Origin of the sequence: Pseudaquabacterium terrae, assembly GCF_013266755.1 — a bacterium.
Taxonomy (GTDB): domain Bacteria; phylum Pseudomonadota; class Gammaproteobacteria; order Burkholderiales; family Burkholderiaceae_C; genus Pseudaquabacterium; species Pseudaquabacterium terrae.
The window spans coordinates 942,217-964,142 of sequence record NZ_JABRWJ010000001.1; the positions used below are offsets into that span (position 1 = coordinate 942,217).

Annotated in this window: 18 protein-coding genes; 7 read left to right on the top strand and 11 right to left on the bottom strand. The window is 71.3% G+C overall.

Annotated features, from left to right (window positions below; translation table 11 throughout):
- Window positions 1–9: 9 nt before the first annotated feature.
- Both HLB44_RS04380 and HLB44_RS04385 read left to right on the top strand, forming a co-directional pair.
- Window positions 10–942, top strand: coding sequence for a biotin--[acetyl-CoA-carboxylase] ligase (locus HLB44_RS04380; protein WP_173120934.1), 933 nt, complete (start codon window positions 10–12; stop codon window positions 940–942).
- Complete coding sequence (locus tag HLB44_RS04385) at window positions 936–1,802, top strand: SPOR domain-containing protein (RefSeq protein WP_173120935.1); 867 nt, start codon at window positions 936–938, stop codon at window positions 1,800–1,802. Before HLB44_RS04380 ends, HLB44_RS04385 begins: the two co-directional genes overlap by 7 nt.
- 4 nt (window positions 1,803–1,806) lie before the next feature.
- On the opposite strand, the gene HLB44_RS04390 is transcribed toward HLB44_RS04385, so the two are convergent.
- From HLB44_RS04390 to tkt, 3 genes are all read right to left on the bottom strand, one after another.
- Window positions 1,807–3,777 carry a S8 family serine peptidase gene (locus HLB44_RS04390; RefSeq protein ID WP_173120937.1) on the bottom strand — a complete coding sequence of 657 codons (1,971 nt, stop codon included), beginning with the start codon at window positions 3,775–3,777 and terminating at the stop codon, window positions 1,807–1,809.
- Window positions 3,778–3,889: 112 nt separating this feature from the next.
- The gene (gap, locus tag HLB44_RS04395; RefSeq protein WP_173120939.1) at window positions 3,890–4,888 is read right to left on the bottom strand and encodes a type I glyceraldehyde-3-phosphate dehydrogenase; all 999 of its coding nucleotides are present in this window, start codon (window positions 4,886–4,888) and stop codon (window positions 3,890–3,892) included.
- 43 nt (window positions 4,889–4,931) lie between these two features.
- Window positions 4,932–6,977 carry a transketolase gene (gene tkt, locus HLB44_RS04400; protein WP_173120941.1) on the bottom strand — a complete coding sequence of 682 codons (2,046 nt, stop codon included), beginning with the start codon at window positions 6,975–6,977 and terminating at the stop codon, window positions 4,932–4,934.
- 163 nt (window positions 6,978–7,140) lie between these two features.
- On the opposite strand from tkt, the gene speD reads away from it, so the two are divergent.
- Window positions 7,141–7,503, top strand: coding sequence for an adenosylmethionine decarboxylase (speD, locus tag HLB44_RS04405; RefSeq protein ID WP_173120944.1), 363 nt, complete (start codon window positions 7,141–7,143; stop codon window positions 7,501–7,503).
- Complete coding sequence (locus HLB44_RS04410; protein WP_173120947.1) at window positions 7,503–8,201, top strand: nucleotidyltransferase family protein; 699 nt, start codon at window positions 7,503–7,505, stop codon at window positions 8,199–8,201. The genes speD and HLB44_RS04410 overlap by 1 nt, the downstream gene beginning before the upstream one ends.
- A gap of 89 nt (window positions 8,202–8,290) precedes the next feature.
- On the opposite strand, the gene HLB44_RS04415 is transcribed toward HLB44_RS04410, so the two are convergent.
- Complete coding sequence (locus HLB44_RS04415; RefSeq protein WP_173120949.1) at window positions 8,291–9,220, bottom strand: DMT family transporter; 930 nt, start codon at window positions 9,218–9,220, stop codon at window positions 8,291–8,293.
- Between the two features lie 104 nt (window positions 9,221–9,324).
- Between HLB44_RS04415 and HLB44_RS04420 the strand changes: the two genes are divergently transcribed.
- Window positions 9,325–10,224: a helix-turn-helix transcriptional regulator gene (locus HLB44_RS04420; RefSeq protein ID WP_173120952.1), complete on the top strand. Its 900-nt coding sequence runs from the start codon at window positions 9,325–9,327 to the stop codon at window positions 10,222–10,224.
- On the opposite strand, the gene HLB44_RS04425 is transcribed toward HLB44_RS04420, so the two are convergent.
- The 3 genes from HLB44_RS04425 to HLB44_RS04435 form a co-directional block, all read right to left on the bottom strand.
- The gene (locus HLB44_RS04425) at window positions 10,214–11,197 is read right to left on the bottom strand and encodes a potassium channel beta subunit family protein (protein WP_173120954.1); all 984 of its coding nucleotides are present in this window, start codon (window positions 11,195–11,197) and stop codon (window positions 10,214–10,216) included. The two genes, HLB44_RS04420 and HLB44_RS04425, sit on opposite strands and share 11 nt — an antisense overlap.
- A 71-nt stretch (window positions 11,198–11,268) precedes the next feature.
- Window positions 11,269–12,870 (bottom strand): FAD-dependent oxidoreductase, encoded by a 1,602-nt coding sequence (locus tag HLB44_RS04430; protein WP_343051220.1) that lies wholly within the window; start codon window positions 12,868–12,870, stop codon window positions 11,269–11,271.
- Window positions 12,867–14,447 carry a polyamine aminopropyltransferase gene (locus tag HLB44_RS04435; protein ID WP_173120959.1) on the bottom strand — a complete coding sequence of 527 codons (1,581 nt, stop codon included), beginning with the start codon at window positions 14,445–14,447 and terminating at the stop codon, window positions 12,867–12,869. The genes HLB44_RS04430 and HLB44_RS04435 overlap by 4 nt, the downstream gene beginning before the upstream one ends.
- Before the next feature lie 67 nt (window positions 14,448–14,514).
- Here HLB44_RS04435 and HLB44_RS04440 point away from each other — a divergent pair, with 67 nt between their 5' ends.
- Window positions 14,515–16,461, top strand: coding sequence for an alpha/beta hydrolase family protein (locus HLB44_RS04440; protein WP_173120961.1), 1,947 nt, complete (start codon window positions 14,515–14,517; stop codon window positions 16,459–16,461).
- 41 nt (window positions 16,462–16,502) lie between these two features.
- Here HLB44_RS04440 and HLB44_RS04445 read toward each other — a convergent pair whose 3' ends face one another.
- The 3 genes from HLB44_RS04445 to HLB44_RS04455 are packed head-to-tail and all read right to left on the bottom strand — an operon-like array spanning window position 16,503 to window position 19,384.
- A complete protein-coding gene (locus HLB44_RS04445) occupies window positions 16,503–16,724 on the bottom strand; it encodes a DUF350 domain-containing protein (protein WP_173120963.1) in 222 nt (73 codons plus the stop codon).
- A gap of 32 nt (window positions 16,725–16,756) precedes the next feature.
- Window positions 16,757–18,334, bottom strand: coding sequence for a DUF4178 domain-containing protein (locus tag HLB44_RS04450; RefSeq protein ID WP_173120965.1), 1,578 nt, complete (start codon window positions 18,332–18,334; stop codon window positions 16,757–16,759).
- Window positions 18,335–18,346: 12 nt separating this feature from the next.
- Window positions 18,347–19,384, bottom strand: coding sequence for an SPFH domain-containing protein (locus HLB44_RS04455; protein ID WP_173120967.1), 1,038 nt, complete (start codon window positions 19,382–19,384; stop codon window positions 18,347–18,349).
- Window positions 19,385–19,457: 73 nt separating this feature from the next.
- On the opposite strand from HLB44_RS04455, the gene HLB44_RS04460 reads away from it, so the two are divergent.
- On the top strand, window positions 19,458–20,684 hold the full coding sequence (locus HLB44_RS04460) for an FAD-dependent monooxygenase (protein ID WP_173120969.1): 1,227 nt from the start codon (window positions 19,458–19,460) through the stop codon (window positions 20,682–20,684).
- A gap of 12 nt (window positions 20,685–20,696) precedes the next feature.
- Here the strand turns inward: HLB44_RS04460 and HLB44_RS04465 are convergent, their stop codons facing one another.
- Window positions 20,697–21,917 carry an ROK family transcriptional regulator gene (locus tag HLB44_RS04465; RefSeq protein ID WP_173120971.1) on the bottom strand — a complete coding sequence of 407 codons (1,221 nt, stop codon included), beginning with the start codon at window positions 21,915–21,917 and terminating at the stop codon, window positions 20,697–20,699.
- Window positions 21,918–21,926: the final 9 nt, after the last annotated feature.

Below are 21,926 nucleotides of genomic sequence, written 5' to 3' on the forward strand. Positions count from 1 at the left end.
GTTGGCGAGATGTCCGACACCCACCACCTGCAATGGGGCGCCGAGACGCTGTGGCAGCGCCTGACCCCGCTGTTGCCGGGGCTGTCGGTGGAGATGGTCGCGCGCATCGACTCGACGAACACGCAGCTGCTCGAACGCGCGCGCCGCGCCGGTGCGCATGACGATGCGGCGTCGGCCTCGACGCATGGCCGGCGCGCCGGCGACACGCAGCCGTGCCTGCTGGTCGCCGAGTCGCAGACTCGCGGCCGCGGCCGCCAGGGCAAGCCCTGGTACTCGACCGCCGGCGCGTCGCTGACCTTCTCGTTGTCTTTGCCGCTGAAGCCGCCGGATTGGTCGGGCCTGTCACTGGCCGTCGGCATCGCGGTCGCCGATGCGCTCGATCCGCTCGGAGCCGGCCAGGCGCCGCGCATCGGCCTGAAGTGGCCGAACGACCTGATGTTGCTCGAATCCGACGGTCCGGGCCGCAAGCTCGGTGGCATCCTGATCGAGACGGTGCCGGTCGGCCAGCGCCGCATGGCGGTGATCGGTATCGGCCTGAACGTGCTCCCGCAGGCCTTGAAGGATCTCAGCTGGGGTTATGCGTGCCTGCAGGAGTTCCTGCCGGCGATCGATGCGCCGCAGGCGCTGGCGCAGGTCGCCGAACCGCTGGTGCGCCTGCTGCTCGATTTCGAGCGCCACGGCTTCGCGCCGCTGCAGCCGCGTTATGCGCGCCGCGACGCGCTGCTCGGCAAGCCGGTGACCACCAGCTTCGCCGAGGCCCCGGAAGGGGTGGCCGAGGGCGTCGATGCCGACGGCGCGCTGCTGCTGCGCGTCGGCACGGCGCGGCAGCGCATCACCAGCGGCGAAGTCGTCAGCGTGCGGCTCGTCGGCGACCACAGCGGCGACAACAGCGACGACGACGCCGGCGACGCCTCGGAGAACCCGGAGGCGCCCGCATGCTGAGGGCGCTGGTGGTGACGCTGCTGCTGGCCAATGCCCTCGTCTTCGCCTGGTCCCAAGGGGCCTTCGATCGGCTGACCGGCCGCCGCGCCGATGCGCAGCGCGAGCCCGAGCGGCTGCAGCGGCAGGTCCAGCCCGAACTCGTGACGCTGCTCAAACCGGGCGCCGCGAGTGCCGCGCTCGCGGCGGCCGCGAAGGCCGAGGCGGCGATCGAAGCGGCGGCCGCGGCCAGCGCCGCGGCACCGCCGGGCCTGTGCCTCGAAGCCGGACCGCTGGCGCCGGGTGCCGTGGCCGCTGTCGAGAAGCTGCTGCTGCAGGCCGGCGTCGCGGCCGGCAGCTGGCAGCCGGTGGCCAGCGAACGCAAGGGCACGTTCCTGATCTACATGGGCCGTTATGCCGACGACGAGGCGCTGGAACGCAAGATCGAGGAGTTGAAGCGCCTGCGCATCGAAGGCCAGCCGATGAAGAACGCGCCCGAGCTGATGCCCGGCCTGGTGCTCTCGCGTTTCGACGACAAGACCGCCGCGGAGGCCGAGCTCGGCCGGCTGTCGCAGCGCGGCCTGCGCACCGCGCGCGTGATCACGCTGGTCGCGCCGGCACCGGCGGTGACGCTGCGCCTGCCGGCGGCCGATCCGGCGCTGCGCGACAAGCTCTCGGCATTGAAGCTCGGCCCGGGCATCGCCGGCTTCGCCGCCTGCGGGTCGACGCCCGCGGCGGCGGTGGTCGCCCCGATCGGCCCGCTCGCTGTCGCGGCCTCGGTGCCGGCTCGCGTGGCCTCGGCCCCCGTCCGCGCGGCCAGCGCGCCGCGCCGCGCGGCGGCGAGCAGCGCGCCCACCGCACCGGCGCCAGCCAGCGGGCCCTGAGCTCCTAGCGCTTAATCGACGCGTCCCGGCGCAACAGCAGCAGCGCCGCGGCCAGGCCGATCAGCCAGGCGAAGCTCACCGCCCCGCCCCCGCCGCCGCCGGACCCACCCGAAGGCGTCACCGGCGTCACCGGCGCCGCAGCGATGGCGATCGTCGTCGTTGCTGCGCTGCTGGCGCCCAGGCTGTCGGTGACCGTCAGCTGCACCGTCACGTTGCCGGCGGCGCTGGTCACGAGCGTCGCGCTGGCCTGGTCAGTCGGTCCGCTGAAGGCGGCGAGCGCGCTGCCGGCGGTGATGCTCCACTGGTAGGCCACGATCGTGCGGCCGGCGCCGGCGACCGTGCCGGCGCTGCCCAGCGTGACACTCGCGCCGGCGGTCGGCGCGGCGCTCGACACGCTGATCAGCACCGTCGGCGCCGGTGCGCCGTCGGCGCGCACCTTGGCCACGGCGGCGGCCGCATCGAGCAGGCCCGCACCGCAGGTGGTGGTGGTGCAATAACACTCCAACTGCTCGGCCGCCGTGGGCGCGCGGCAGGCGACGACGGCAGCGTCGGCGCCACTGGCCGGGAACGGGCGCACGGTGGCCTGCAGCGTCGCCTTGGCGCGCGCCGGCGTCAGGGTCGGGTCGAGCGACATCATCAGCGCGACGGTGCCGGCGACGATCGGCGCGGCGAAGCTGGTGCCGACCGAGTAGTTGAAGCTGTCGCTGTAGATGTTGCTCGCCGGCGCGGTGCTGCCGCTGTTGGTCGTCGTCAGCAGCGGGTACAGGCAGGCGCCGCTCGTGTTGACGCAGTTGCCGGCCGGCGCGGCCAGGGTCATTTCAGGGCCGACGTTCGAGTAGCCGACCTTGGTGCCCGTGTGGCGCACGCCGGCGACGGCGACAGCGCCGGCGCAGTTCGCCGGCGTGCTCACCGCCAGCCCGGTGGCATTGCCGCCGGCGATCACGACGACGATGCCGGCGGCATTCAGCTCGGCGACCGTGTCTCGGTACGAGGCCAGGCAGGGGCCGCTCGAGCCGAGGCTCATGTTCAGGATGCGCGCCGGATTCGGATTGGGCACCGGGTCGGCCGAGAGCCCCGCGGCCCAGCGCATGCCGGCGAGGATGTCGCTGTCATAGCCGCCGCAGCGGCCGAGCACGCGCACCGGCAGGATCTTCACGTTGCGGGCGGTGCCGGCGATGCCCTGGCCGTTGTCGCTGGCCGCGCCGATCAGGCCGGCGACCTGCGTGCCATGCCAGCTGCTCGACGATGCCGGCTCGCCGGCGTCGCACTCGCCGGCATTGCTCCAGTCGCCCGGGTCGCTGGCGTCGGCATCGCGGCCGTTGCCGTCGTTAGCCGTCGTCAGATCGTTGATGAAGTCGTAGCCCGGCAGCAGCTTGCCGGCGAGGTCCGGATGGTCGAAGCGCACGCCCGTGTCGAGCACCGCGACGGTCAGGGCGGGCGAGCCGATCGTGAAGTCCCAGGCGCCGACGGCGTTGACCGCCGAGACCGTGCTGGCGGTCGGTGCGCGCAGATACCACTGGCCGGCGGTCGGCGTCACGCCGCCGCCCAGGTTGTCGCCGAAGTACGGATCGTTGGGCAGTGCGAGCAGGCGGCGTCGCAGGTCAGGCACCGCCCATTCGACGTCCGGTTGCGCCGCCAGCCGTGCGGCGAGCTGCGTCGACGACAAGCCGCGCCCGCGCAGCGCCTGCATGCGCGCGCCGAGCGCCGGGCCGTCGGCGAGCGGCAGCGCGAGTCGCTGCGACAGCGCCGCGGCATGCTGCGGCCGGGCCGGCGCCGTGTCGCGCGCGGACAGCGCGCGCATCAGCGCGGCATCGGCGCGGTACTTGACGATCACGCGGGCATTCGAGGCGTCTTCGGCCTCGCTGGCCGCGGGTCGCGCCCAGCGCGGCCCCGGCTCGGCGCGCGGCACGGCCGGCAACAGCGCCAGCAGTGCCGGCAAAAACAGCCCCATCAGGCGGAAGAGTCGCGTGTTCATCGGGCGTGATGCTAGCGGCGCAGCGTAAATGCCCCGTGAAGAAGCGCAACGCCCGGCCGGAGCCGGGCGTCGAAGCGGACACATTTCACGTCCGCGCAGGCGAGGAAAGGCGTCAGCCGGCTATGACGCGCGCCATCTCGAGCACCTTGTTCGAGTAGCCCCACTCGTTGTCGTACCAGGCGACGACCTTGACGAAGGTCTTGTCCAGCGCAATGCCGGCCTCGGCATCGAACACGCTGGTGCAGGACTCGCCGCGGAAGTCGGTGGCGACGACCTTGTCCTCGGTGTACGCGAGCACGCCCTTCATCGGGCCGGCCGCGGCCGCCTTCATCGCGTTGCAGATGTCCTCGTAGCTGGCTTCCTTGTTCAGCTCGACCGTCAGGTCGATCACCGAGACATCGGAGGTCGGGACGCGGAAGGCCATGCCGGTAAGCTTCTTGTTCAGCTCGGGGATCACGACGCCGACGGCCTTCGCGGCGCCGGTCGAGCTGGGGATGATGTTCTCGAGGATGCCGCGGCCGCCGCGCCAGTCCTTGTTGCTCGGGCCGTCGACGGTCTTCTGCGTCGCGGTGGCCGCGTGCACCGTCGTCATCAGGCCGCGCTTGATGCCGAAGCTGTCGTTGAGCACCTTGGCGACCGGCGCCAGGCAGTTCGTCGTGCACGAGGCGTTCGAGATGATCGCCTGGCCGGCATAGGTCTTGTCGTTGACGCCGTAGACGAACATCGGCGTGTCGTCCTTCGACGGCGCGCTCAGGATGACCTTCTTCGCGCCGGCATCGATGTGCTTCTGCGCGGTTTCCTTGGTCAGGAACAGGCCCGTCGACTCGACGACGACCTCGGCGCCGACCTCGCCCCACTTCAGCTCGGCCGGGTCCTTGACCGCGGTCAGGCGGATCCGCTTGCCGTTGACGATCAGCGTCGAGCCGTCGACGGCGACCTCGCCCTTGAAGCGGCCGTGCACGCTGTCGTACTTCAGCATGTAGGCCAGGTAGTCGGGCTCCAGCAGGTCGTTGATGCCGACGATCTCGATGTCGGAAAAGTTCTGCACCGCGGCACGGAACACCATGCGGCCGATGCGGCCGAAGCCGTTGATGCCGATCTTCAGGGTCATCTTGTCTCTCCAGGGGTGAACGCGAAATTGTGGCCGCGGCCGGTTACTTCGAGAGAACTTTCCGCACCGTCGCGGCGACGTTGTCCGAAGTGAGGTTGAAGTGCTTGAACAGCGCCGGCGCCGGCGCGCTCTCGCCGTAGGTGTCGATGCCGACCACCGCGGCGCAGCCGTACTTCCACCAGTAGTCGGTGACGCCGGCCTCGACGGCGATGCGCGGCAGCCCGTCGGGCAGCACGCTGCGCTTGTAGGCCACGCTCTGGCGGTCGAACACCGTCGTCGACGGCATCGAGACCACGCGCACCGGGATGCCGACCTGCGCCAGCTCGGCCTGCGCATGCATCGCCAGCTGCACTTCGGAGCCGGTGGCGATGATCACCGCGCGGGCCTTCTGCTTCAGGCCGACCTCGGCCGGCTCGGCCAGCACGTAGGCGCCCTTGGCGATGTCCTCGAGGCCGGACTTCGGCGCATACGGCAGGTTCTGGCGCGACAGCAGCAGCGCGCTCGGCCGGTGCTTCGACTGCAGCGCGCAGCCCCAGGCGATCACCGTCTCGGCGGTGTCGGCCGGACGCCAGACGTCGAGGCCGGGGATCAGCCGCAGTGCGGCGGCATGCTCGACGCTCTGGTGCGTCGGGCCGTCTTCGCCGAGGCCGATCGAGTCGTGCGTGAAGACGTGGATCACGCGCGACTTCATCAGCGCGGCCATGCGGATCGCGTTGCGGCTGTAGTCGCTGAAGGTCAGGAAGGTGCCGCCGTAGGGGATGTGGCCACCGTGCAGCGCGACGCCGTTCATGATCGCAGCCATGCCGAATTCGCGCACGCCGTAGTTGATGTGGCGGCCCAGGCGCCCGTTGGCATCGACCGTCGGCTGGCCGTCGGCATCGAAGCGCAGCGGCGGCGTCGAGCTGGTGTTGGTCAGGTTCGAGCCGGTCAGGTCGGCCGAGCCGCCGAGCATCTCGGGCAGCGCCTTCGTGAAGGCTTCGAGCGCCAGCTGGCTGGCCTTGCGGCTGGCGACGGTCTGCGCCTGCGTGTGCGCGGCGACCGCGGCATCGACTACGGTCTGCGCGAAGTCCGCCGGCAGCTCGCCGGCGACGCGGCGTGCGAACTCGGCCGCCAGCTCGGGGTGCGCGGCCTTGTAGGTCGCGAAGCGCGCGGCCCAGGCGCTCTCGGCCTCTTCGCCGCTGGCCTTGGCGTCCCAGAGCTCGTAGGCCGCCTCGGGGATCACGAAGGGCTCGTGGGTCCAGCACAAGGCGTCGCGGGTCAGCTTGCACTCCTCGAGGCCCAGCGCCTCGCCGTGCGCCTTGGCGCTGCCGGCGCGGTTCGGCGAGCCCTTGCCGATGGTCGTCTTGGCGATGATCAGCGTCGGCTTGGCGGCCGACTGCCGGGCCTTGGCGATCGCGCGGTCCATCAACTCGACGTCGTGGCCGTCGACGGGGCCGATGACGTCCCAGCCGTAGGCGCTGAAGCGCTTGCCCGCGTCGTCGATGTACCAGGGCGCGACCTGGCCGTCGATCGAGATGCCGTTGTCGTCGTAGATGGCGACCAGCTTGTTCAGCTTCCACGCGCCGGCGATCGCGCAGGCCTCGTGGCTGATGCCTTCCATCAGGCAGCCGTCGCCCATGAACACGAAGGTGTGGTGGTCGACGATCGAGTGGCCGGGGCGGTTGAATTCGGCCGCCAGCAGCTTCTCGGCCAGCGCCATGCCGACGGCATTCGCCAGGCCCTGGCCGAGCGGGCCGGTCGTCGTCTCGACGCCCGGCGTGATGCCGAACTCCGGATGGCCCGGCGTCTTGCTGTGCAGCTGGCGGAAGTTGCGCAGCTCGGACAGCGCCAGGTCGTAGCCGGTCAGGTGCAGCAGCGCGTAGATCAGCATCGAGCCGTGGCCGTTCGACAGCACGAAGCGGTCGCGGTCGGGCCACTGCGGATTGGCCGGGTTGTGCTTCAGGTGCCGGCCCCACAGCGCGACGGCAACGTCGGCCATGCCCATCGGCGCGCCGGGGTGGCCGGAATTGGCCTGCTGCACGGCATCCATCGCCAGCGCGCGGATCGCGTTGGCCATCAGGGAACTGTCTTGGGTGAGGATCGAGGACATGCGTGTGCACCACCGGGGGCGGGCGGTGTGGGGAGGGGGGTGGAACCTGGGGGAAACGCGGATTTTAGCGGCTCGATAATCCAACGATGAACGACCCCCAGCTCACTGCGTTCGCGGCCCCCGAGGGGCACTCAGCGCCCTTCGGGCGGCCGGGCGGGCGCTGATGCAAGGCCTGCACCTCACCGCCGACCTCCATGGCTGCGACCCGCCGCGGCCGGTGATGACCGACGTCGCGGCGCTGCGCGCGCTGTGCCTGGAGGCGGTTGGACTGGCCGGGTTGACGCCGGTCGGCGAGCTGTTCCACCGCTTCGACGAAGGTGGCGGTGTCACCGGGGTTGTATTGCTCGCGGAGTCTCACGTCGCCGTGCACACCTGGCCCGAGTTGCGGGCCGCGACGCTGGACGTCTACGTCTGCAACTTCGGCGCCGACAACTCCGGGCGTGCCGAAACGCTGCTCGCGCTGCTCGAAGCGGGCTTCTCGCCGCGCTCGTCGCATCTGCAACGCGTCGCGCGCGGCAGCCGCTGATGCCCGGCCCGAATCTCACCGCGCTGATCCTGGCCGCCGGCCGCGGCGAGCGCATGCGGCCGCTGACCGATGCGACGCCGAAGCCGCTGCTGCCGGTGCACGGCAAGCCGATGATCGAATGGCAGCTCGAGGCCCTGGCGCGCGATGGCGTGCGCGAGGTGGTGATCAACACCGCCTGGCTCGAAGAGCAGTTCCCCGCCGCGCTCGGCGATGGCCGCCGCTGGGGCCTGTCGATCCGCTACTCGATGGAAGGCCGCGACCACGGCGGCGCGCTGGAGACAGCCGGCGGCATCGCCAAGGCGCTGCGGTGGCTGGGCGAGAGCTTCTGGGTGGTCTCGGGCGACATCGTCATCCCCGGCTTCGTCTTCGACCCGGCGCTGGCGCAGGCCTTTGCCGCCGGCAGCGACGACGCCGTGATCTGGCTGGTGCCGAACCCGGACTTCAACACGGCCGGCGACTTCCGCCTCGACGGCGACCGCGTGCAGCGCGACGATGGCCCCAGGCCGCTCACTTACGCCAATATCGCGCTGGTCCGACGTTGCCTGGTCGACGGCCTGGCGCCCGGCACGCCGGCCAAGCTGAACCGCTACCTGTTCGACGCGGCCGCGGCCGGGCGGCTCGCTGGTCGCCTGCTCGAAGGGCCGTGGCACAACCTGGGCACGCCGCAGCAGCTAGCGGCGCTCGACCCCGCCGGCTGACCACGACAACCAGAGACCACCGGCGCGGCGTGGACCCTCAACTGCGGCCGCGCGCAGCAAGCGCGCATGCAGCACAACGAGCCGCCCTGTCACGCCTGAGCGTCGGCCGCGCGGCCGCGGACCGGGCCGCGCTCGCCGGCGACGGCCCGCCCGCGCCAGAACACGACGACGTTGCCCGCCGCCACCAGGCCGAGGCCGAGCAGTCCGCCAAGGGTCCAGCGATAACCCTCGAAGAACGCGGAGACATTGAGTGCGACGACCGGGAACAGCACCGTGCAGTAGGCGGCGCGGTCGGCACCGAGCCGGCCGACCAGGGTCAGGTAGGCGGTGAAGCCGATCACCGAGCCGGGGATCGCGAGGTACAGCCAGGCGCCGACGTAGACCGGCGAGACATCGAAGGCCGGCGGCTGGCCGCTGGCCAGCGCATAGGCCGACACCATCGCCGTGCCGGCGAGCATCGCCCAGGCGTTGGTCTGCAGCGGCTTCAGGCCCTGGCGCTGCAGCGCGCCGGACAGCAGGTTGCCGAGCGAGAAGCAGTAGGTGCCGGCGAGCGCGAGGCCGAGGCCCCACAGCGTCTCGCGCGTGCCCAGGCCGGTGAACAGGTCGGTGCCGAACAGCAGCGTGAGGCCGGCCAGTCCAAGAACCGCGCCGAGCAGCACGCGCGGCTGCAGCGGCTGGCCGTGGAAGAGCCGCGCGTTCAGCGCATTCCACAGCGGCGCGGTCGAGAAGCAGACCGCCACCAGGCCACTGGCGATCCAGCGGCTCGCATGCAGGAAGCACAGGAAGTTCAGGCAGAACAGGCACAGCCCTTGCGCCAGCAGCAGCGGCCAGGCACTCCTCGGCGGCGCCTTGGCTTCGCGGCGCCAGGCCAGCCAGCCCAGCAGCACCAGCGCAGCCAGCGCGAAGCGCCAGGCGATCGACCAGGCCACCGGCACGACGCCGAGTTGCAGCTTCAAGGCGATCCAGGTCGTGCCCCAGATCAGCACGGTCAGCAGGTACAGCGCGGCGGTCGTCGTCATGCGCTCGAGTCTGGCGGGCGCAAGCGTGCAGGCGTCGCAGGATCTTGCGGTTTTGTGCGGCTGCCCGGCCCGCTTGCTTGGACGCGCGCGTAAGCTCTGCGCCGATGTCCACGTCCCCGCCGGTTGCCGAATTCGCCGTCTGCCGCGAGCTGCTGCGCTCGCAGGCGGCGCCGCTGCGTTCGCACGCGTTGGGCAGCGGCGGCGCGTGGCTCGTGCAGTGGCGCAATGCCGACACCGAGACGGCCTACCACCAGCCCGGGCACCACACGCTGTCGCTGTACCTGCAAGGGGGCGAACAGGTGCGCTGCCTAGACCAGCCGGCAGCGCGCGGCGCGCCCGGCAGCCTGTGCTGCATGCCGGCCGGGCACGAGTCGCGCTGGCACGTCAACGGCTCGCTGCAACTGCTGCACCTGTACCTGCCGACGCTGCCGCTGGCGTTGGCCGCGGAATGCTGGTTCGACCGCGACCCGCGGCTCGCCGACCTGCAGGACCGCATCTACTTCGACGATGCGGTCCTGCATGCGCTGGGGCGGCGCATCGTCGCGCTCGACTGGGACCACAGCGATGCGAGCCTCGCGCTGCAGGAGCTGGCCTTGCAGATGCAGGCGCGGCTGTTGAGCGCGCATGGCGCGACGCAACGGCCGCCGGCGGCGCGGCTGGCCGCGCGCGGCGGCCTGTCGCCGGCCGCACGGCGGCGCGTGCTCGATTGCATCGAAAGCGCGCCGGCGGGTAGCTCACCCGGCCTCGACGCGCTGGCCGACGCGGCCTGCCTGTCGAGCTACCACTTCGTGCGCATGTTCAAGGCCAGCTTCGGCCTGAGCCCGCACGCCTGGGTGATGCAGCGTCGGCTCGCGAAGGCGCGTGCGCTGCTGGCCGCCGGCCGGCTGCCGCTGCAGCAGGTGGCCGACCAGGCCGGCTATGCGCACCTGAGCCATCTGAACGCCGCGCTGCAGCGCGCCGGGCTCGGCAGCGCGGCGCGTTATCGAAGGGTGATCAGCCGCTGACCAACGGCTGGGCGATCGCATCGATGCGCTGCATCAGCTCGGGCGTCAGCTGGTCGGCCACCGCCAGCGCGCCCAGGTTGTCCTGCAGCTGCGCCGGCTTCGATGCGCCGGTGATCACCGTCGACACGCGCGGGTTCTTGGTCACCCACGCAATCGCCAGCTGCGCGGTCGTCGCGCCGAGCTCGGCGGCGATCGTGCCGAGCTGCTGCACCGCGGCGTTCTTCGCCGCGTCGGTCAGCTGCTCGCGCAGGAAGCCCATCGTCTCCATCGCGCCGCGCGTGCCGGCCGGGATGCCGTCCTTGTACTTGCCGGTCAGCAGGCCCGAGGCGAGCGGGCTCCAGGTCGTCAGCCCGAGTCCGATGTCCTCGTAGAGCCGCGCGTATTCCTGCTCGACCTTCTTGCGGTGGAACAGGTGGTACTGCGGCTGCTCCATCACCGGCTTGTGCAGGTGGTGGCGTTCGGCGATCGCCCAGGCGGCGCGGATGTCGGCCGCGGACCACTCGCTGGTGCCCCAGTACAGCGCCTTGCCCTGCGTGATCATGTCGCTCATCGCGCGCACCGTCTCCTCGATCGGCGTGTGCGGGTCGGGCCGGTGGCAGTAGACGAGATCGATGTGCTCGAGGCCGAAGCGCTGCAGCGAGCCGTCGATGGCCTGCATCAGGTACTTGCGGTTCAGCGTGTCCTTGCGATTGACCGCGTCGCCCTGGCGATCGAGGCCCCAGAAGAATTTCGTCGAGACGACGTAGTGCAGGCGCGGCTTGTTCAGGCGCTTCAGCGCCTGGCCCATCACCTCTTCGCTGTGGCCACCGGCATAGGCCTCGGCGTTGTCGAAGAAGTTGATGCCGGCGTCCAGCGCGGCGGCGAGCATCTCGACCGCGGCGTTGACGTCGACCTGGTTGTGGTACGTGACCCAGGAGCCGAGCGAGAGCTCGCTGACACGCAGGCCGGCATGGCCGAGGCGGCGGTATCGCATGTGGGGGTTGAGCGGTTGATCGAAGGGGCCGCAGGGTAACAAGCGCGGGCCGGCCCGCATCGGCGCGGGGCTTATGCCGCCGCCCGCAGCCAGCGTGCGAGCCGCGTGCCGGCGCTGTCGCCGTGCGTGAAGGCTTCTTCGAAGATCGAGTACGCCGACAGGTCGCTGTGCGCGAAACGGACGCGGCCGTCGCTGCGCGCCAGCGCCGCCAATGCGGGCGACGAGCGCAGCCCCGGCACCGGGATGCTCATCGCATGGCCGTAGCGCATCAGCACGATGCGTTCGAGCTTCTCCGGCAGGTCCGGATGCAGCGGCAGCAGCTCGTCCACGACCTGCTGCGCCCAGCTTGCTGCGCTGCCGTCGAGCAGCGCGCCCCGCTGCGCGCGCGGCAATGCCCAGTAGGTGGTGAGCACCGTGGGCTGCGGCAACGGGCTCAGGCGCTGGTGACCGGCATCGACATACCCGAGCGCACCGCCGCCGTAGCGCACGTTGTCCCAGGCCGCTGGCGCGCCGATACCGCGGTCGAGCAGCGGCGCGCGCAGTTGCAGATTGGCGACCAGCCACGGCGCGTGCGGCTGCTGCGCGGCCGCGGCACGCAGGGCGTCGGATGGCTGGTCGATCAGGCGCGCGGCGACGAAGAGCGGCACGCACAGCAGCACGGCCCGTGCGTGCCAGGCCTCGGCGCGGCCGCTCGATTCGTCCCAGGCCAGCGCGTCGACGCCGTCGCGCGTCTGCGCCATGCGCAGCACCGTGCGGCCGCCATGCAGCCGATCGCGCAGCGGTGCCGCCAGCCGCTCGACCAACCAGGCGTTGCCCTCGGGCCAGGTGAACACCGCGTCGCGCGCGCCATCGCCATCCCCCGGCGCATCGAAGCCGTGGCGACTCGCGAAGTAGTGCAGCCCGGCCCAGGCCGAGACCTCGCCGAGGCCGGCACCGTAGTCGTCTCGGCAGGCGTAGTCGAGGTACCAGCGCAGCCGCTCGTCGACGAGTCTTTCGCGCGTTAGCCAGTCGACAAAGGTCACGGCATCGAGCGCCGCATGCTCGGCGGTCCAGCGCGCGCGTTGCGTCGGCAGTGCGAAGCCGAGCCGCTGCGCCGCGGCCACGCGCTGCGCGAAGGCGCGGTACTGCTCGAGCGTCGCCGAGCCCGGCTCGGCCGGCGGCAGCAGGCCCTCGTGCCAGGCACCGTCGAAGAACAAGCGCTCCTGCGGGCTGTGGCACAGGTGCCGCTCGTCGGCGACCCAGCGGCCGGCGCGCAGCGACATCAGGCCGATCTGCTGCAGCCAGTCGCGCACCTCGTGCGCCGCGTCGCCCGGCACCGGCAGGTAGTGCGCGCCCAGCGGGCAACTCAAGCCCCCGAGCGCGTGGCCGCGGCTGTTGCCGCCGGGCTGGTCTTCCAACTCCAGCAGCGCGAGGTCGCCGACGCCTTCACGCTGCAGCGCGCGCGCCGCGGCGAGTCCGGCGATGCCGGCGCCGATCACCAGCACGTCGGTGCGGCGCTGCACGGCGGGGGCCGGCGGTGCACCGCTGCGCGCGGTGCGCAGGCGATGGCCGCGCGCATGCGCGGCGCCCAGCCATTGCGCGCCGGCCACCGCCGGATGGGTCGCCGGGCGCTGCTCGCAGCCGGCCACAAGCGCCACGCCGGCCGCCAGCACGCTGCGGCGACGCCAACTCACTCGTGCACCTTGCCCCACTCGGCCTCGAAGGTGTGCACCAGCGTCTGGTTCGACAGCCGGTTCGGCTCGGCCGGTACGCGCGCCATGTCGGGCGGGAAGCTGAACAGCGCCGCCCACGCGGTGTCCGGGCCGAGGAAACGCAGCCCCGGCGGCAGCGCATCCGGCACGCGCCAGGGCCGGTGGCTGGCGAGGATGAAGCCCCACTCGCCGAAGCTCGGCACGTGCGCGTGGTACGGCGTCGCGGTGAGGCCGGCCGCTTCGATCGTCGTCGCGACGGTCCAGAAGCTCTTGCGCGCGATCAGCGGCGAGGTGGTCTGCACCACCGCGTAGCCGCCGGCGGCCAGGTGCTGGTCGAGGCGCTGGTAGAAGGTCGTCGAATAGAGCTTGCCGAGCGAGAAATTGCTGGGATCGGGGAAGTCGACGACGATGACGTCGAACACCTCGCGCTGCTGTTCGAGCCACCCGAAGGCATCGGTGTTGACGATGGTCAGCTTCGGCGAGCGCAGCGCATCGGCATTCAGCGTGCGCAGCAGCGGCAGCTCGGCAAAGAGCCGCGTGATGTGCGGATCGAGCTCGACCAGCGTCACGCGCTCGACGCCCGGGTACTTCAGCACCTCGCGCACGGCCATGCCGTCGCCGCCGCCGAGCACCAGCACGCGCTTGGGCGCACCGTGCGCCGCCATCGCCGGGTGCACCAGCGCCTCGTGGTAGCGGTACTCGTCGCGCGAGTGGAACTGCAGGTTGCCGTTGAGGAAGAGCCGCACGCCCGCCGGACCGGCGGTGACGACGATGCGCTGGTAGGCGCTCGATTCGCGCAGCACGACGCGGTCGCCGTAGAAGCGGTCCTCGGCCCAGCTGGTCAGCCGGTCGGCGCCGGCCAGCGCGGCGAGCAGCACGCCGATGACGAAGGCGCAGGCCAGCGCATGCGCGCGCAGCGTGCGCAGCTCGCCGCGAAAGAGCCACAGCGCCCACACCGCGACCGCGGCATTCAGCAGGCCGAAGAAGACCCCCGTGCGCACCAGCCCCAGATGCGGCACCAGCAGCAGCGGGAAGGCCACCGACACCGCCAGCGCGCCGAGGTAGTCGAAGGTCAGCACCTGCGACACCAGCTCCTTCAGTGCGTAACGTTGCTGGAAATGGCGCTTCAGGATGCGCATCACCAGCGGGATCTCGAGCCCGACCAGGATGCCGACCACCAGCACCAGCCCGTACAGCAGCAGCCGGAACGACAGCGCATGGCCGGCCGGCAGCAGGCTGTGTGCGGCGAACAGCGCCGCCGGCATCAGCCCGCCGACCAGGCCGACCAGCAGCTCGATGCGCAGGAACTGCGCCACCAGCTGGTGCTCGATGTGCCGCGACAGCCACGAGCCGACGCCCATCGCGAACAGATAACTGCCGATGACGGTGGAGAACTGCAGCACCGAATCGCCGAGCAGGTAGCTCGCCAGCGCGCCGGCGGCAAGCTCGTAGACCAGGCCGCAGGCAGCGACGACGAACACCGACGCCAGCAGCGCGAGCTCGGCCGGCGCGATGCCGGGCGTCGACGGCGGGGATTCGGCAGCGATCGGAGCGGACATGGCTGGCGCGAGCGTAGCAGGCGGGGTCTCTATCATCCCGGTCGGGATGACCTCGGGAGGACACAACATGCCGGCGACCTTGCGCGCCCTGCTCCTGGCGCTGTGCTGCGCCGCCGCACACGCCGCTGACACCACGGCACCGGCACCGCTGCCGCTGCAGGCCTTCGCGAACCTGCCGCTGGTGCAGGACGTCGTGCTGTCGCCGGACGGCAAGCGTTTCGCGGCACTGATGAACCGTGGCGACGACACGCTGCTGGCCACGCGCGAGGTCGCCGGCGGCGTGCCGCTGCGCTCGCTGCTGAAGACCGACAACCGGCAGTTCCGCTTCGGGTGGATCCGCTGGGTCAACAACGAGCGCCTGGTCGTCAGCGTGCGCTATCCGAGCCGCCATGGCTGGGTCGAGATTTCCGAGACTCGGCTGGTTTCGATCAAGCATGACGGCACGGGCATCGTCAACCTGGTGCGCCGGGCCGCCTTCGACCGATCGCAGCACGCGCAATTCCAGGACCAGGTGATCGATTGGTTGCCCGATGATGGTCGCCACGTGTTGCTGCAGCTGGTCGACGACAGCGGCCTCGATCCGCTGGTCTTTCGGGTGGATGTCGAGACGGGTCGCCGCACGCCGGTGCATGGCGCGCGCAGCGACGTGCGGCGCTGGATCACCGACGGCAGCCATCGCGTGCGCGTCGGCATCAAGCAACGCGACGCGAAGGTCGAGATCCTGGTCAGCGATCCGGAGGGCCAGCGCTGGCGCACGGCGTGGTCGTTCGACGTCTTCGATCGCGACGCGGTGTGGCCGATCGGCTTCCGCGCCGACCCGAACCGGCTGATCGTGCAGGCCGACCACGAGGGTCGCCGCGCGGTGTTCGAAGTCGACCTGAGCCAAGCCGACCTGCCGCGCAAGCTGCTGGTGAGCCACCCGCGCTTCGACCTCGGCGGCGAGCTGATGACCGCGCCGAAGACGGGCCAGGCGATCGGCGTGCGCGTCAACCTGCTCGGTGATGCCGCGGCCGGCTTCTGGGACGCCGATACCAAGGGCTTGCTGCAGGCGATCGACCGCGCGCTGCCCGAGCGCCGCAACCGGCTGCTGCAATTCAGCGCCGACGGCTCGCGCTACCTGCTGTACTCGACCGGCAACGGCGTGCCGGGCGAGTACTACGTCGGCCTGCGCGAAGGCGGTACGCTGGCGCTGCTGGCCGGCACCTATCCGCAACTCGTCGACAAGCCGCTGGCGCGCAAGCGCGCCCTGACGATCAGCGCCCGCGACGGCACCGCGCTGCCCTCGTACCTGACGCTGCCGCCGGGCCGCGACCCGCCGCGGATGCTGCCGGCGGTGATCCTGCCGCACGGTGGTCCGATCAGCAACGACACGATCGACTTCGACCCCTGGGTGCAGTTCCTGGCCGACCGGGGCTACGCGGTGCTGCAGGTCAACTTCCGCGGCTCCTGGGGCTTCGGCCACGAGCACATGCGCGCCGGGCTGAAGCGCTGGGGGCTGGACATGCAGGACGACCTGAGCGATGCGGTGCAGTGGTTGACGAAGAGCGGCGCGGCCGATCCGTCGCGGGTGTGCATCGTCGGCGGCAGCTATGGCGGCTATGCGGCGCTGATGGGCGCGGCGAAGACGCCGGAGCTCTATCGCTGCGTCGTCAGCTTCGCCGGGGTGAGTGATCTGATGGCGCTCGGTGCGCACCAGCGCGGCTTCGTCAACGGCGCGGCAGTGTTCGAGCGCCAGGTCGGCTCGACCTGGGACGACAGCGAGCGCCTGAAAGCGACGTCACCGCGCCGCCTGGCCGCGCAGTTCAAAGCCCCGGTGCTGCTGGTGCACGGCACGCTGGATCGCAGCGTGCCGTTCGAGCACAGCGACATGATGGCCGATGCGCTGAAGGATGCCGGCAAGCCGCACCGCTTCGTCAAGCAGGAAGAAGGCGACCACCACCTGAGCAACCAGGCGCACCGCACGCAGTTCTTCCGCGAGCTGGAGGCCTTCCTGGCCGAGCACATCGGAAGGTAGTTCACGGCCCCGGCCGCCCGGCGGCCGGGGACCCATTCAACCTAGCCGTGGATCGCCGCGGCGACGATCTGCCCGATCGCGATGAACATCGCGCCGACGACGATCGCCAGCGCCATGTTCTTCTTCTCGCAGATTTCCTCCCACAGGCTGTACGGCGTGATCTTGTCGATGATCACGAAGCTGAGCCACAGCACCGCGACGCCGATGAAGGCGTAGAGGATCGATCCCAGCACGACGCCGGGCTTGAGCCATTCGAATCCCATCTTCTTCGCTCCTTGTGTTGCGCTTCACGCCGCTACTTGTGGCCGCCGCCTGAACTGAAGCCGCCGAACGCGCCGCCGCCGGTGCGGAAAGCGCTGCCCGAGCGCTGGCTGCGCAGGCATTGCTGGTACTCGGCGCTGGCTTCGCCGAAGCTCTGGCGCAGCGGCTGGCAGTCGTCGCTATCGCCGCAGCTCGAGACGATCGAGATCAGCACGACGGCGACGACCAGCACGATCAGCCAGGTCTTGACACCGCCGCGGCCCGTGCCGCCTCCGAAGGCCTTGGCATCGCGGCGCATCGCCAGCGCCTCGCTGGTGCCGAGGCCGAAGGCGGTGGCGACCGCGTCCGAGTCGAGCGCGGCGCCGGCCGACCAGGTCACTTCCTTGCCCGTCTGCTCGCGGTTCAGCCGCAGCTCGCCGGCGGCGAAGTCGGTGTTGCGGGTCTTCTCGCCGCGTGCCAGGCGCCAGTAGAACTCGCCCAGCACGTGGGTCACCGCGCCGGAGTAGCTGTAGAGCTGCTGGTAGGTCTTGCCCTGGTAGTCGACGCGCTGGTCCTTGATCTTCGGCACCCCGGTGATCGGCCGCGCATAACTCCAGCCGTCCTCGGCATCGACGAGGAAGGCGAAGCCTTCGCTGCGGTTGTAGAGCAGGTACTCGCGCCAGGTCGGCTGGTCTTCGCCGGCCTCGACGTCGACCTCGATGCGCTCGACGTAGCCGACCACCTGCCAGTCGATCGCCGGCGTGCCCTTCGCGCCGAGCGCCAGCTTGCCCGAGCGGCCGAGCGGGATCAGCGGCGGCGTGCCGGCGGCCTGCTGCTGGTAGTGCGTGAGGTCGGCGCCGGGGCCCTTCGAGATGTCGACCACCGCGTCGCACTGGCCGCAGACGATCGACTTCGTGCTGTCAAGCTTCGGCTCGAGCGATGCGCCGCAGTTCGGGCAGTTCATCGCCTGGCTGCGCAGCGTCTTCTCGCTTTCGCCGCGCAGGCCGGTCAGTGCCAGGTCGACCAGCCGCACCGATCGGCCGACCGACCAGCTCGGCCGCTGCGCATCGCGCCAGTCGAGCGTGCCGACCTCGTCCTGCTGGTTGCGCAGGTCGGCCACGGCGAATTCGCCGCCATCGAGCCGCGGCGGCAGCGGCAGCTCGCCCTCGGCCGCCAGCACCTTGGCCTGCTGCACCGACGCGACATCCCAGATCGCGCCGCTGACGACACGGCGCTGGCCGGGGAACAGCTCACCCGGCTCTGGGACCGGGCCGGTCAGCGGGGCGTCGACCGCAATGACGTAGGCGCCGTTGTCCTCGGACAACCACGCGCTGCGGTCATTGAAGAGGATGTGCCACTCGTTCCAGCTGCCGCCCTCGTAGCCGATCTGCTGCCGGCCGACGATCGTGAACGCTGCACCCTCGTGCTTGCCCGAGGCGCCGAGCTGCAGCGGCGAGTGGTCGTCGAACAGCTCGGCGCTCTGGCCGATGCGCTTGAGCGCCTCGCCGTCGCGCAGCAGCGTCGAGCGGCAGAAGCTGCAGACCGCGCTGGCCGAGGCGGCGGAGGCGAACTCGACCGGCGCGCCGCAGTTGGGGCACGCCGCGCGCCAGACGCGCTGCGATCCGGTGGCCAAGATGGCGCGGGCTTATACCAGCTTCTTCAGCAACTCGGCCTTCTTGGCGTTGAACTCGTCCTCGGTCAGGATGCCCTTGGACTTCAGGTCGGCCAGCTTTTCGAGCGTGGCCATCACCTCGTCGGGCCGGATTGCCGCCGGCGGCGCGGCGGCGGCGGCCGGCTGGCTCGTCTGCAATCCGGCCGCCAGGTTCTGCGCCATCACCTGGCCGAGCGCCACGCCGGCACCCAGCCCCATCGCGCTGCCGGCCATGCTGCCGCCGCCGTCGCCGGCGCTCTTGGCCAGCTCGGGCATCGCCTGCGCGGTCTGGTACTGCATGAACTTGCCCATGTCGTTGCCGACCATGCCCATGCCGATCTTCTGGTCGAGGATCTTCTGCAGCTCCTCGGGCAGCGAGACGTTCTGCACCGTGACACCTTCGAGCTTGAGCCCGATGGCCTCGAACGACGGTGAGGTCGCCTCGCGGATCTGCTTGGCGAACTCGATCTGGTTGGCCGCCAGGTCGAGGAACGGGATGCCGCTGCGCGCCACCGCATCGCTGATGTGCTGCAGCATCAGGCCGCGCAGCTGGCCGTCGAGATCGGCCACCGTGTAGACCTCGCGCGTGCCGGAGATCTCGGTGTAGAACTTCTTCGGGTCGGCGACGCGGTAGGCGTAGTTGCCGAAGGCGCGCAGGCGCACCGCGCCGAAGTCCTTGTCGCGGATCGTCACCGGCTGCTGCGTGCCCCAGCGCTGGTCGATCTGCTGGCGCGCGCTGAAGAAGATCACGTCGCTCTTGAACGGGCTCTCGAACAGCTTGTCCCAGTTCTTGAGATACGTCAGCACCGGCAGCGTCTGCGTCGTCAGCTTGTACATGCCGGGGCCGAAGACATCGGCCACCTTGCCCTCGTTGACGAAGACGGCCATCTGGCTCTCGCGCACCGTCAGCGAGGCGCCGTACTGGATCTCGTTCTGCGCCATCGGGAAGCGCCAGGCGATCACGCCATCCTGGCTCTCGGTCCATTCGAGGATGTCGATGAACTGTTTCTTGATGAAGTCCATCAGGCCCATGGCAGCGCTCCTTGCAAGAACACCCGAGAGAAAGGGGTGCCGGCGAATAATACGTTCCCCCCGAGGAACCGCGATGCCCCCAGCCTTGAACATTGCCGTCATCGGCGCCGGCCCGGTCGGACTGGCGCTCGCACTGCACGCGGCGCGCACGCTGCCGGCCAGCCGCATCAGCCTCTTCGACGCCCGCCCGCTCGACAAGGACGTCTCCGCCGACCCGCGTACGCTGGCGCTGTCGCTCGGCAGCGTGCAGCTGCTGCAGCGGCTGCAGGCCTGGCCGGCGGCCGATGCCGAGCCGATCCTCGAGGTGCATGTCTCGCAGGCACCGCCAACGCTCGCCGCCGACAGCGCCGTACGCATCCGCGCGATCGACGAGGCGGTGCGCATGCTCGGCGCGGTGCTGAGCTACGGGCGGCTGGTCGCGCCGCTGCAGCAGGCCTGGCTGGAGCTCGCTGCGCAGCATCCCGAGCGGCTGTCGACACGCTTCGGCCAGCCGGTGACCGCGCTGAAGCCGCTCGCCAGCGGCGTCGAGATCGATGCCGGCGTGGCCGAGCGTTTCGACCTGGCCGTCATCGCCGAAGGCGGCGTGTTCGCTGAGAGCCCGGGCCGCGCGCTCGCGCCGCGGCAACGCGAGCCGCTGCGCCACGACTACCGCCAGACCGCCTGGGTCGGCACGCTGGAGCTCGCCGGCGGCACACGCGGCCTGGCGGTCGAACGCTTCACGCGCCACGGACCGCTGGCGGTGCTGCCGCTGCGGCCGCTGGCGCCGGTGAGCGCCGCCCACCCGGCCAGCGGCCCGCTGCGCGCCGCGCTGGTCTGGTGCGTACCGAGCGACGACGACCCGGTGCGCGAGCTCGACGATGCACAGCGCCTGGTCGTGCTCGAAAGCCAGTTGCCCGAGGCCGCCGGCCGCCCCGTGGCGATCAGCGCGCTGAAGGCCTTCCCGCTCGGGCTGAATGCCGAACGCACGCTGGTCGACGGCGCGACGGTGCGCATCGGCAATGCCGCGCAAACGCTGCACCCGGTCGCCGGCCAGGGCCTGAACCTGGGCCTGCGCGATGCGTTCGAGCTGGTGCTCGCGCTGCGTGATGCCCCGAGCGTCGGCGCCGCGCTGCGGCGCGTCGAGTGGTCGCGCGCGCCGGACCGCTGGGCGATGATCGCGGCGACCGATTTCCTCGCCCGCAGCTTCACCTGGCGCTGGCCGGGGCTGCCGGCCGCGCGGGGCTTGAGCCTCGCCGCACTGCAGGCGCTGCCGCCGCTGAAATCGCTGCTCGCGCGGCGGATGATGTTCGGGCGGCGCTGATCCGCCAGCGCCTTACTCGGCCGCGATCTTCAGGAACAGCTCGCGGTCGGGCGCGAAGTTGGCGTACAGCGGCAGCAGCGCGCCGCCGATCGCCCGCGCATCGGGGCCGATGCGGCCGGCCTGCAGCGGCGGGCGATTGGCGCCTTCCCAGTCGTGGCGGTCGAGCGCACGCTCGATAGCGGCCAGCAGCGCCGCCTGCAGCGCACGGCTGAACGAGCCGTCGAGGATCACGCTGTCGAGGTCGAGCAGGCAGGCCGCGCTGTCGATCGCGAAGGCGATCGCCGTCGCCGCCTCGGCCAGCCAGCGCTCGGTCCACGGCGCCCACGGCGGTTCGAGCGCACGTTCGTCGGCCACCGCGCCGAGGTCCAGCCCGGCCGCCGCGTACAGCCGCTCCAGGTTGACCAGCGACGCAATGCTGAGCAGCTGCGCCGGCGCCGCACCGTTGGCGGCCGGGGCCAGCGGCAGCGAGCCGATCGCGCCGGCGTTGCCGTGCAGGCCGGCGCGCAGGTGGCTGTCGAGCACCAGCCCGCCGCCGATGAAGGTGTCGACGAAGACGTACAGGAAGCTCGGCGTGCTGCGGCCGTGCCCGGCCACCAGCTCGGCGACGCAGGCCGCGGCGGTGTCCTTCAGCAGGTGCACCGGCCACTCGGCGAGCGCGGCGACCTCGGTGCGCAGGTCGGTCTCGGGCCAGCGCGCGGCGACGTCCGGCGGCATGTCGAGCAGCGTCTGCCAGCCGCCGAGCGACAGCGGCACCGCGATGCCCACGCCCTGCACGCGCGCGATGGCCTCGGCATCGAGCCCGGCGCGGATGTCTTGCAGGCGGCGGCCGATCTCGGCCAGCAGCGCCTGCGGCTCCGGATAGCGGTAGTCGAGCGACCAGCGCCGGCGCACCGCACCGACGAAGTCGACCAGCAGCACGTCGAGGCTGCGCCGGCCGACCTTGATCCCGACCGCGTAGGCGCCATCGGGGTTCAGCGCCAGCGGCACCGAGGGCTGGCCGACCTTGCCGCGCTGCGGCTCGCCCTTGCGCAGCAGGCCGTCGTCGAGCAGCCGCTTCGTGATCAGCGAGATCGTCTGCGCCGTCAGCTGCGTCAGCCGGGCCAGCTCGGCGCCCGGGAGCGCGCCGTGCAGGCGGATCGCCTGCAGCACGACGCGCTCGTTGTACTGGCGCAAGCCGCCCTGGCTCGAGCCGCGCGGGCGCAGGTGAGGATCCGGCGTTACGACGGGGTCCATGCGGTCTGC

Excerpts from the sequence above, each read along its gene's own strand:
- HLB44_RS04380 (WP_173120934.1), top strand. The coding sequence starts at position 10 with ATGTCCGACACCCACCACCTGCAATGGGGCGCCGAGACGCTGTGGCAG.
- HLB44_RS04385 (WP_173120935.1), top strand. The coding sequence starts at position 936 with ATGCTGAGGGCGCTGGTGGTGACGCTGCTGCTGGCCAATGCCCTCGTC.
- HLB44_RS04390 (WP_173120937.1), bottom strand. The coding sequence starts at position 3,777 with ATGAACACGCGACTCTTCCGCCTGATGGGGCTGTTTTTGCCGGCACTG.
- gap (WP_173120939.1), bottom strand. The coding sequence starts at position 4,888 with ATGACCCTGAAGATCGGCATCAACGGCTTCGGCCGCATCGGCCGCATG.
- tkt (WP_173120941.1), bottom strand. The coding sequence starts at position 6,977 with ATGTCCTCGATCCTCACCCAAGACAGTTCCCTGATGGCCAACGCGATC.
- speD (WP_173120944.1), top strand. The coding sequence starts at position 7,141 with ATGCAAGGCCTGCACCTCACCGCCGACCTCCATGGCTGCGACCCGCCG.
- HLB44_RS04410 (WP_173120947.1), top strand. The coding sequence starts at position 7,503 with ATGCCCGGCCCGAATCTCACCGCGCTGATCCTGGCCGCCGGCCGCGGC.
- HLB44_RS04415 (WP_173120949.1), bottom strand. The coding sequence starts at position 9,220 with ATGACGACGACCGCCGCGCTGTACCTGCTGACCGTGCTGATCTGGGGC.
- HLB44_RS04420 (WP_173120952.1), top strand. The coding sequence starts at position 9,325 with ATGTCCACGTCCCCGCCGGTTGCCGAATTCGCCGTCTGCCGCGAGCTG.
- HLB44_RS04425 (WP_173120954.1), bottom strand. The coding sequence starts at position 11,197 with ATGCGATACCGCCGCCTCGGCCATGCCGGCCTGCGTGTCAGCGAGCTC.
- HLB44_RS04435 (WP_173120959.1), bottom strand. The coding sequence starts at position 14,447 with ATGTCCGCTCCGATCGCTGCCGAATCCCCGCCGTCGACGCCCGGCATC.
- HLB44_RS04440 (WP_173120961.1), top strand. The coding sequence starts at position 14,515 with ATGCCGGCGACCTTGCGCGCCCTGCTCCTGGCGCTGTGCTGCGCCGCC.
- HLB44_RS04445 (WP_173120963.1), bottom strand. The coding sequence starts at position 16,724 with ATGGGATTCGAATGGCTCAAGCCCGGCGTCGTGCTGGGATCGATCCTC.
- HLB44_RS04455 (WP_173120967.1), bottom strand. The coding sequence starts at position 19,384 with ATGGGCCTGATGGACTTCATCAAGAAACAGTTCATCGACATCCTCGAA.
- HLB44_RS04460 (WP_173120969.1), top strand. The coding sequence starts at position 19,458 with ATGCCCCCAGCCTTGAACATTGCCGTCATCGGCGCCGGCCCGGTCGGA.
- HLB44_RS04465 (WP_173120971.1), bottom strand. The coding sequence starts at position 21,917 with ATGGACCCCGTCGTAACGCCGGATCCTCACCTGCGCCCGCGCGGCTCG.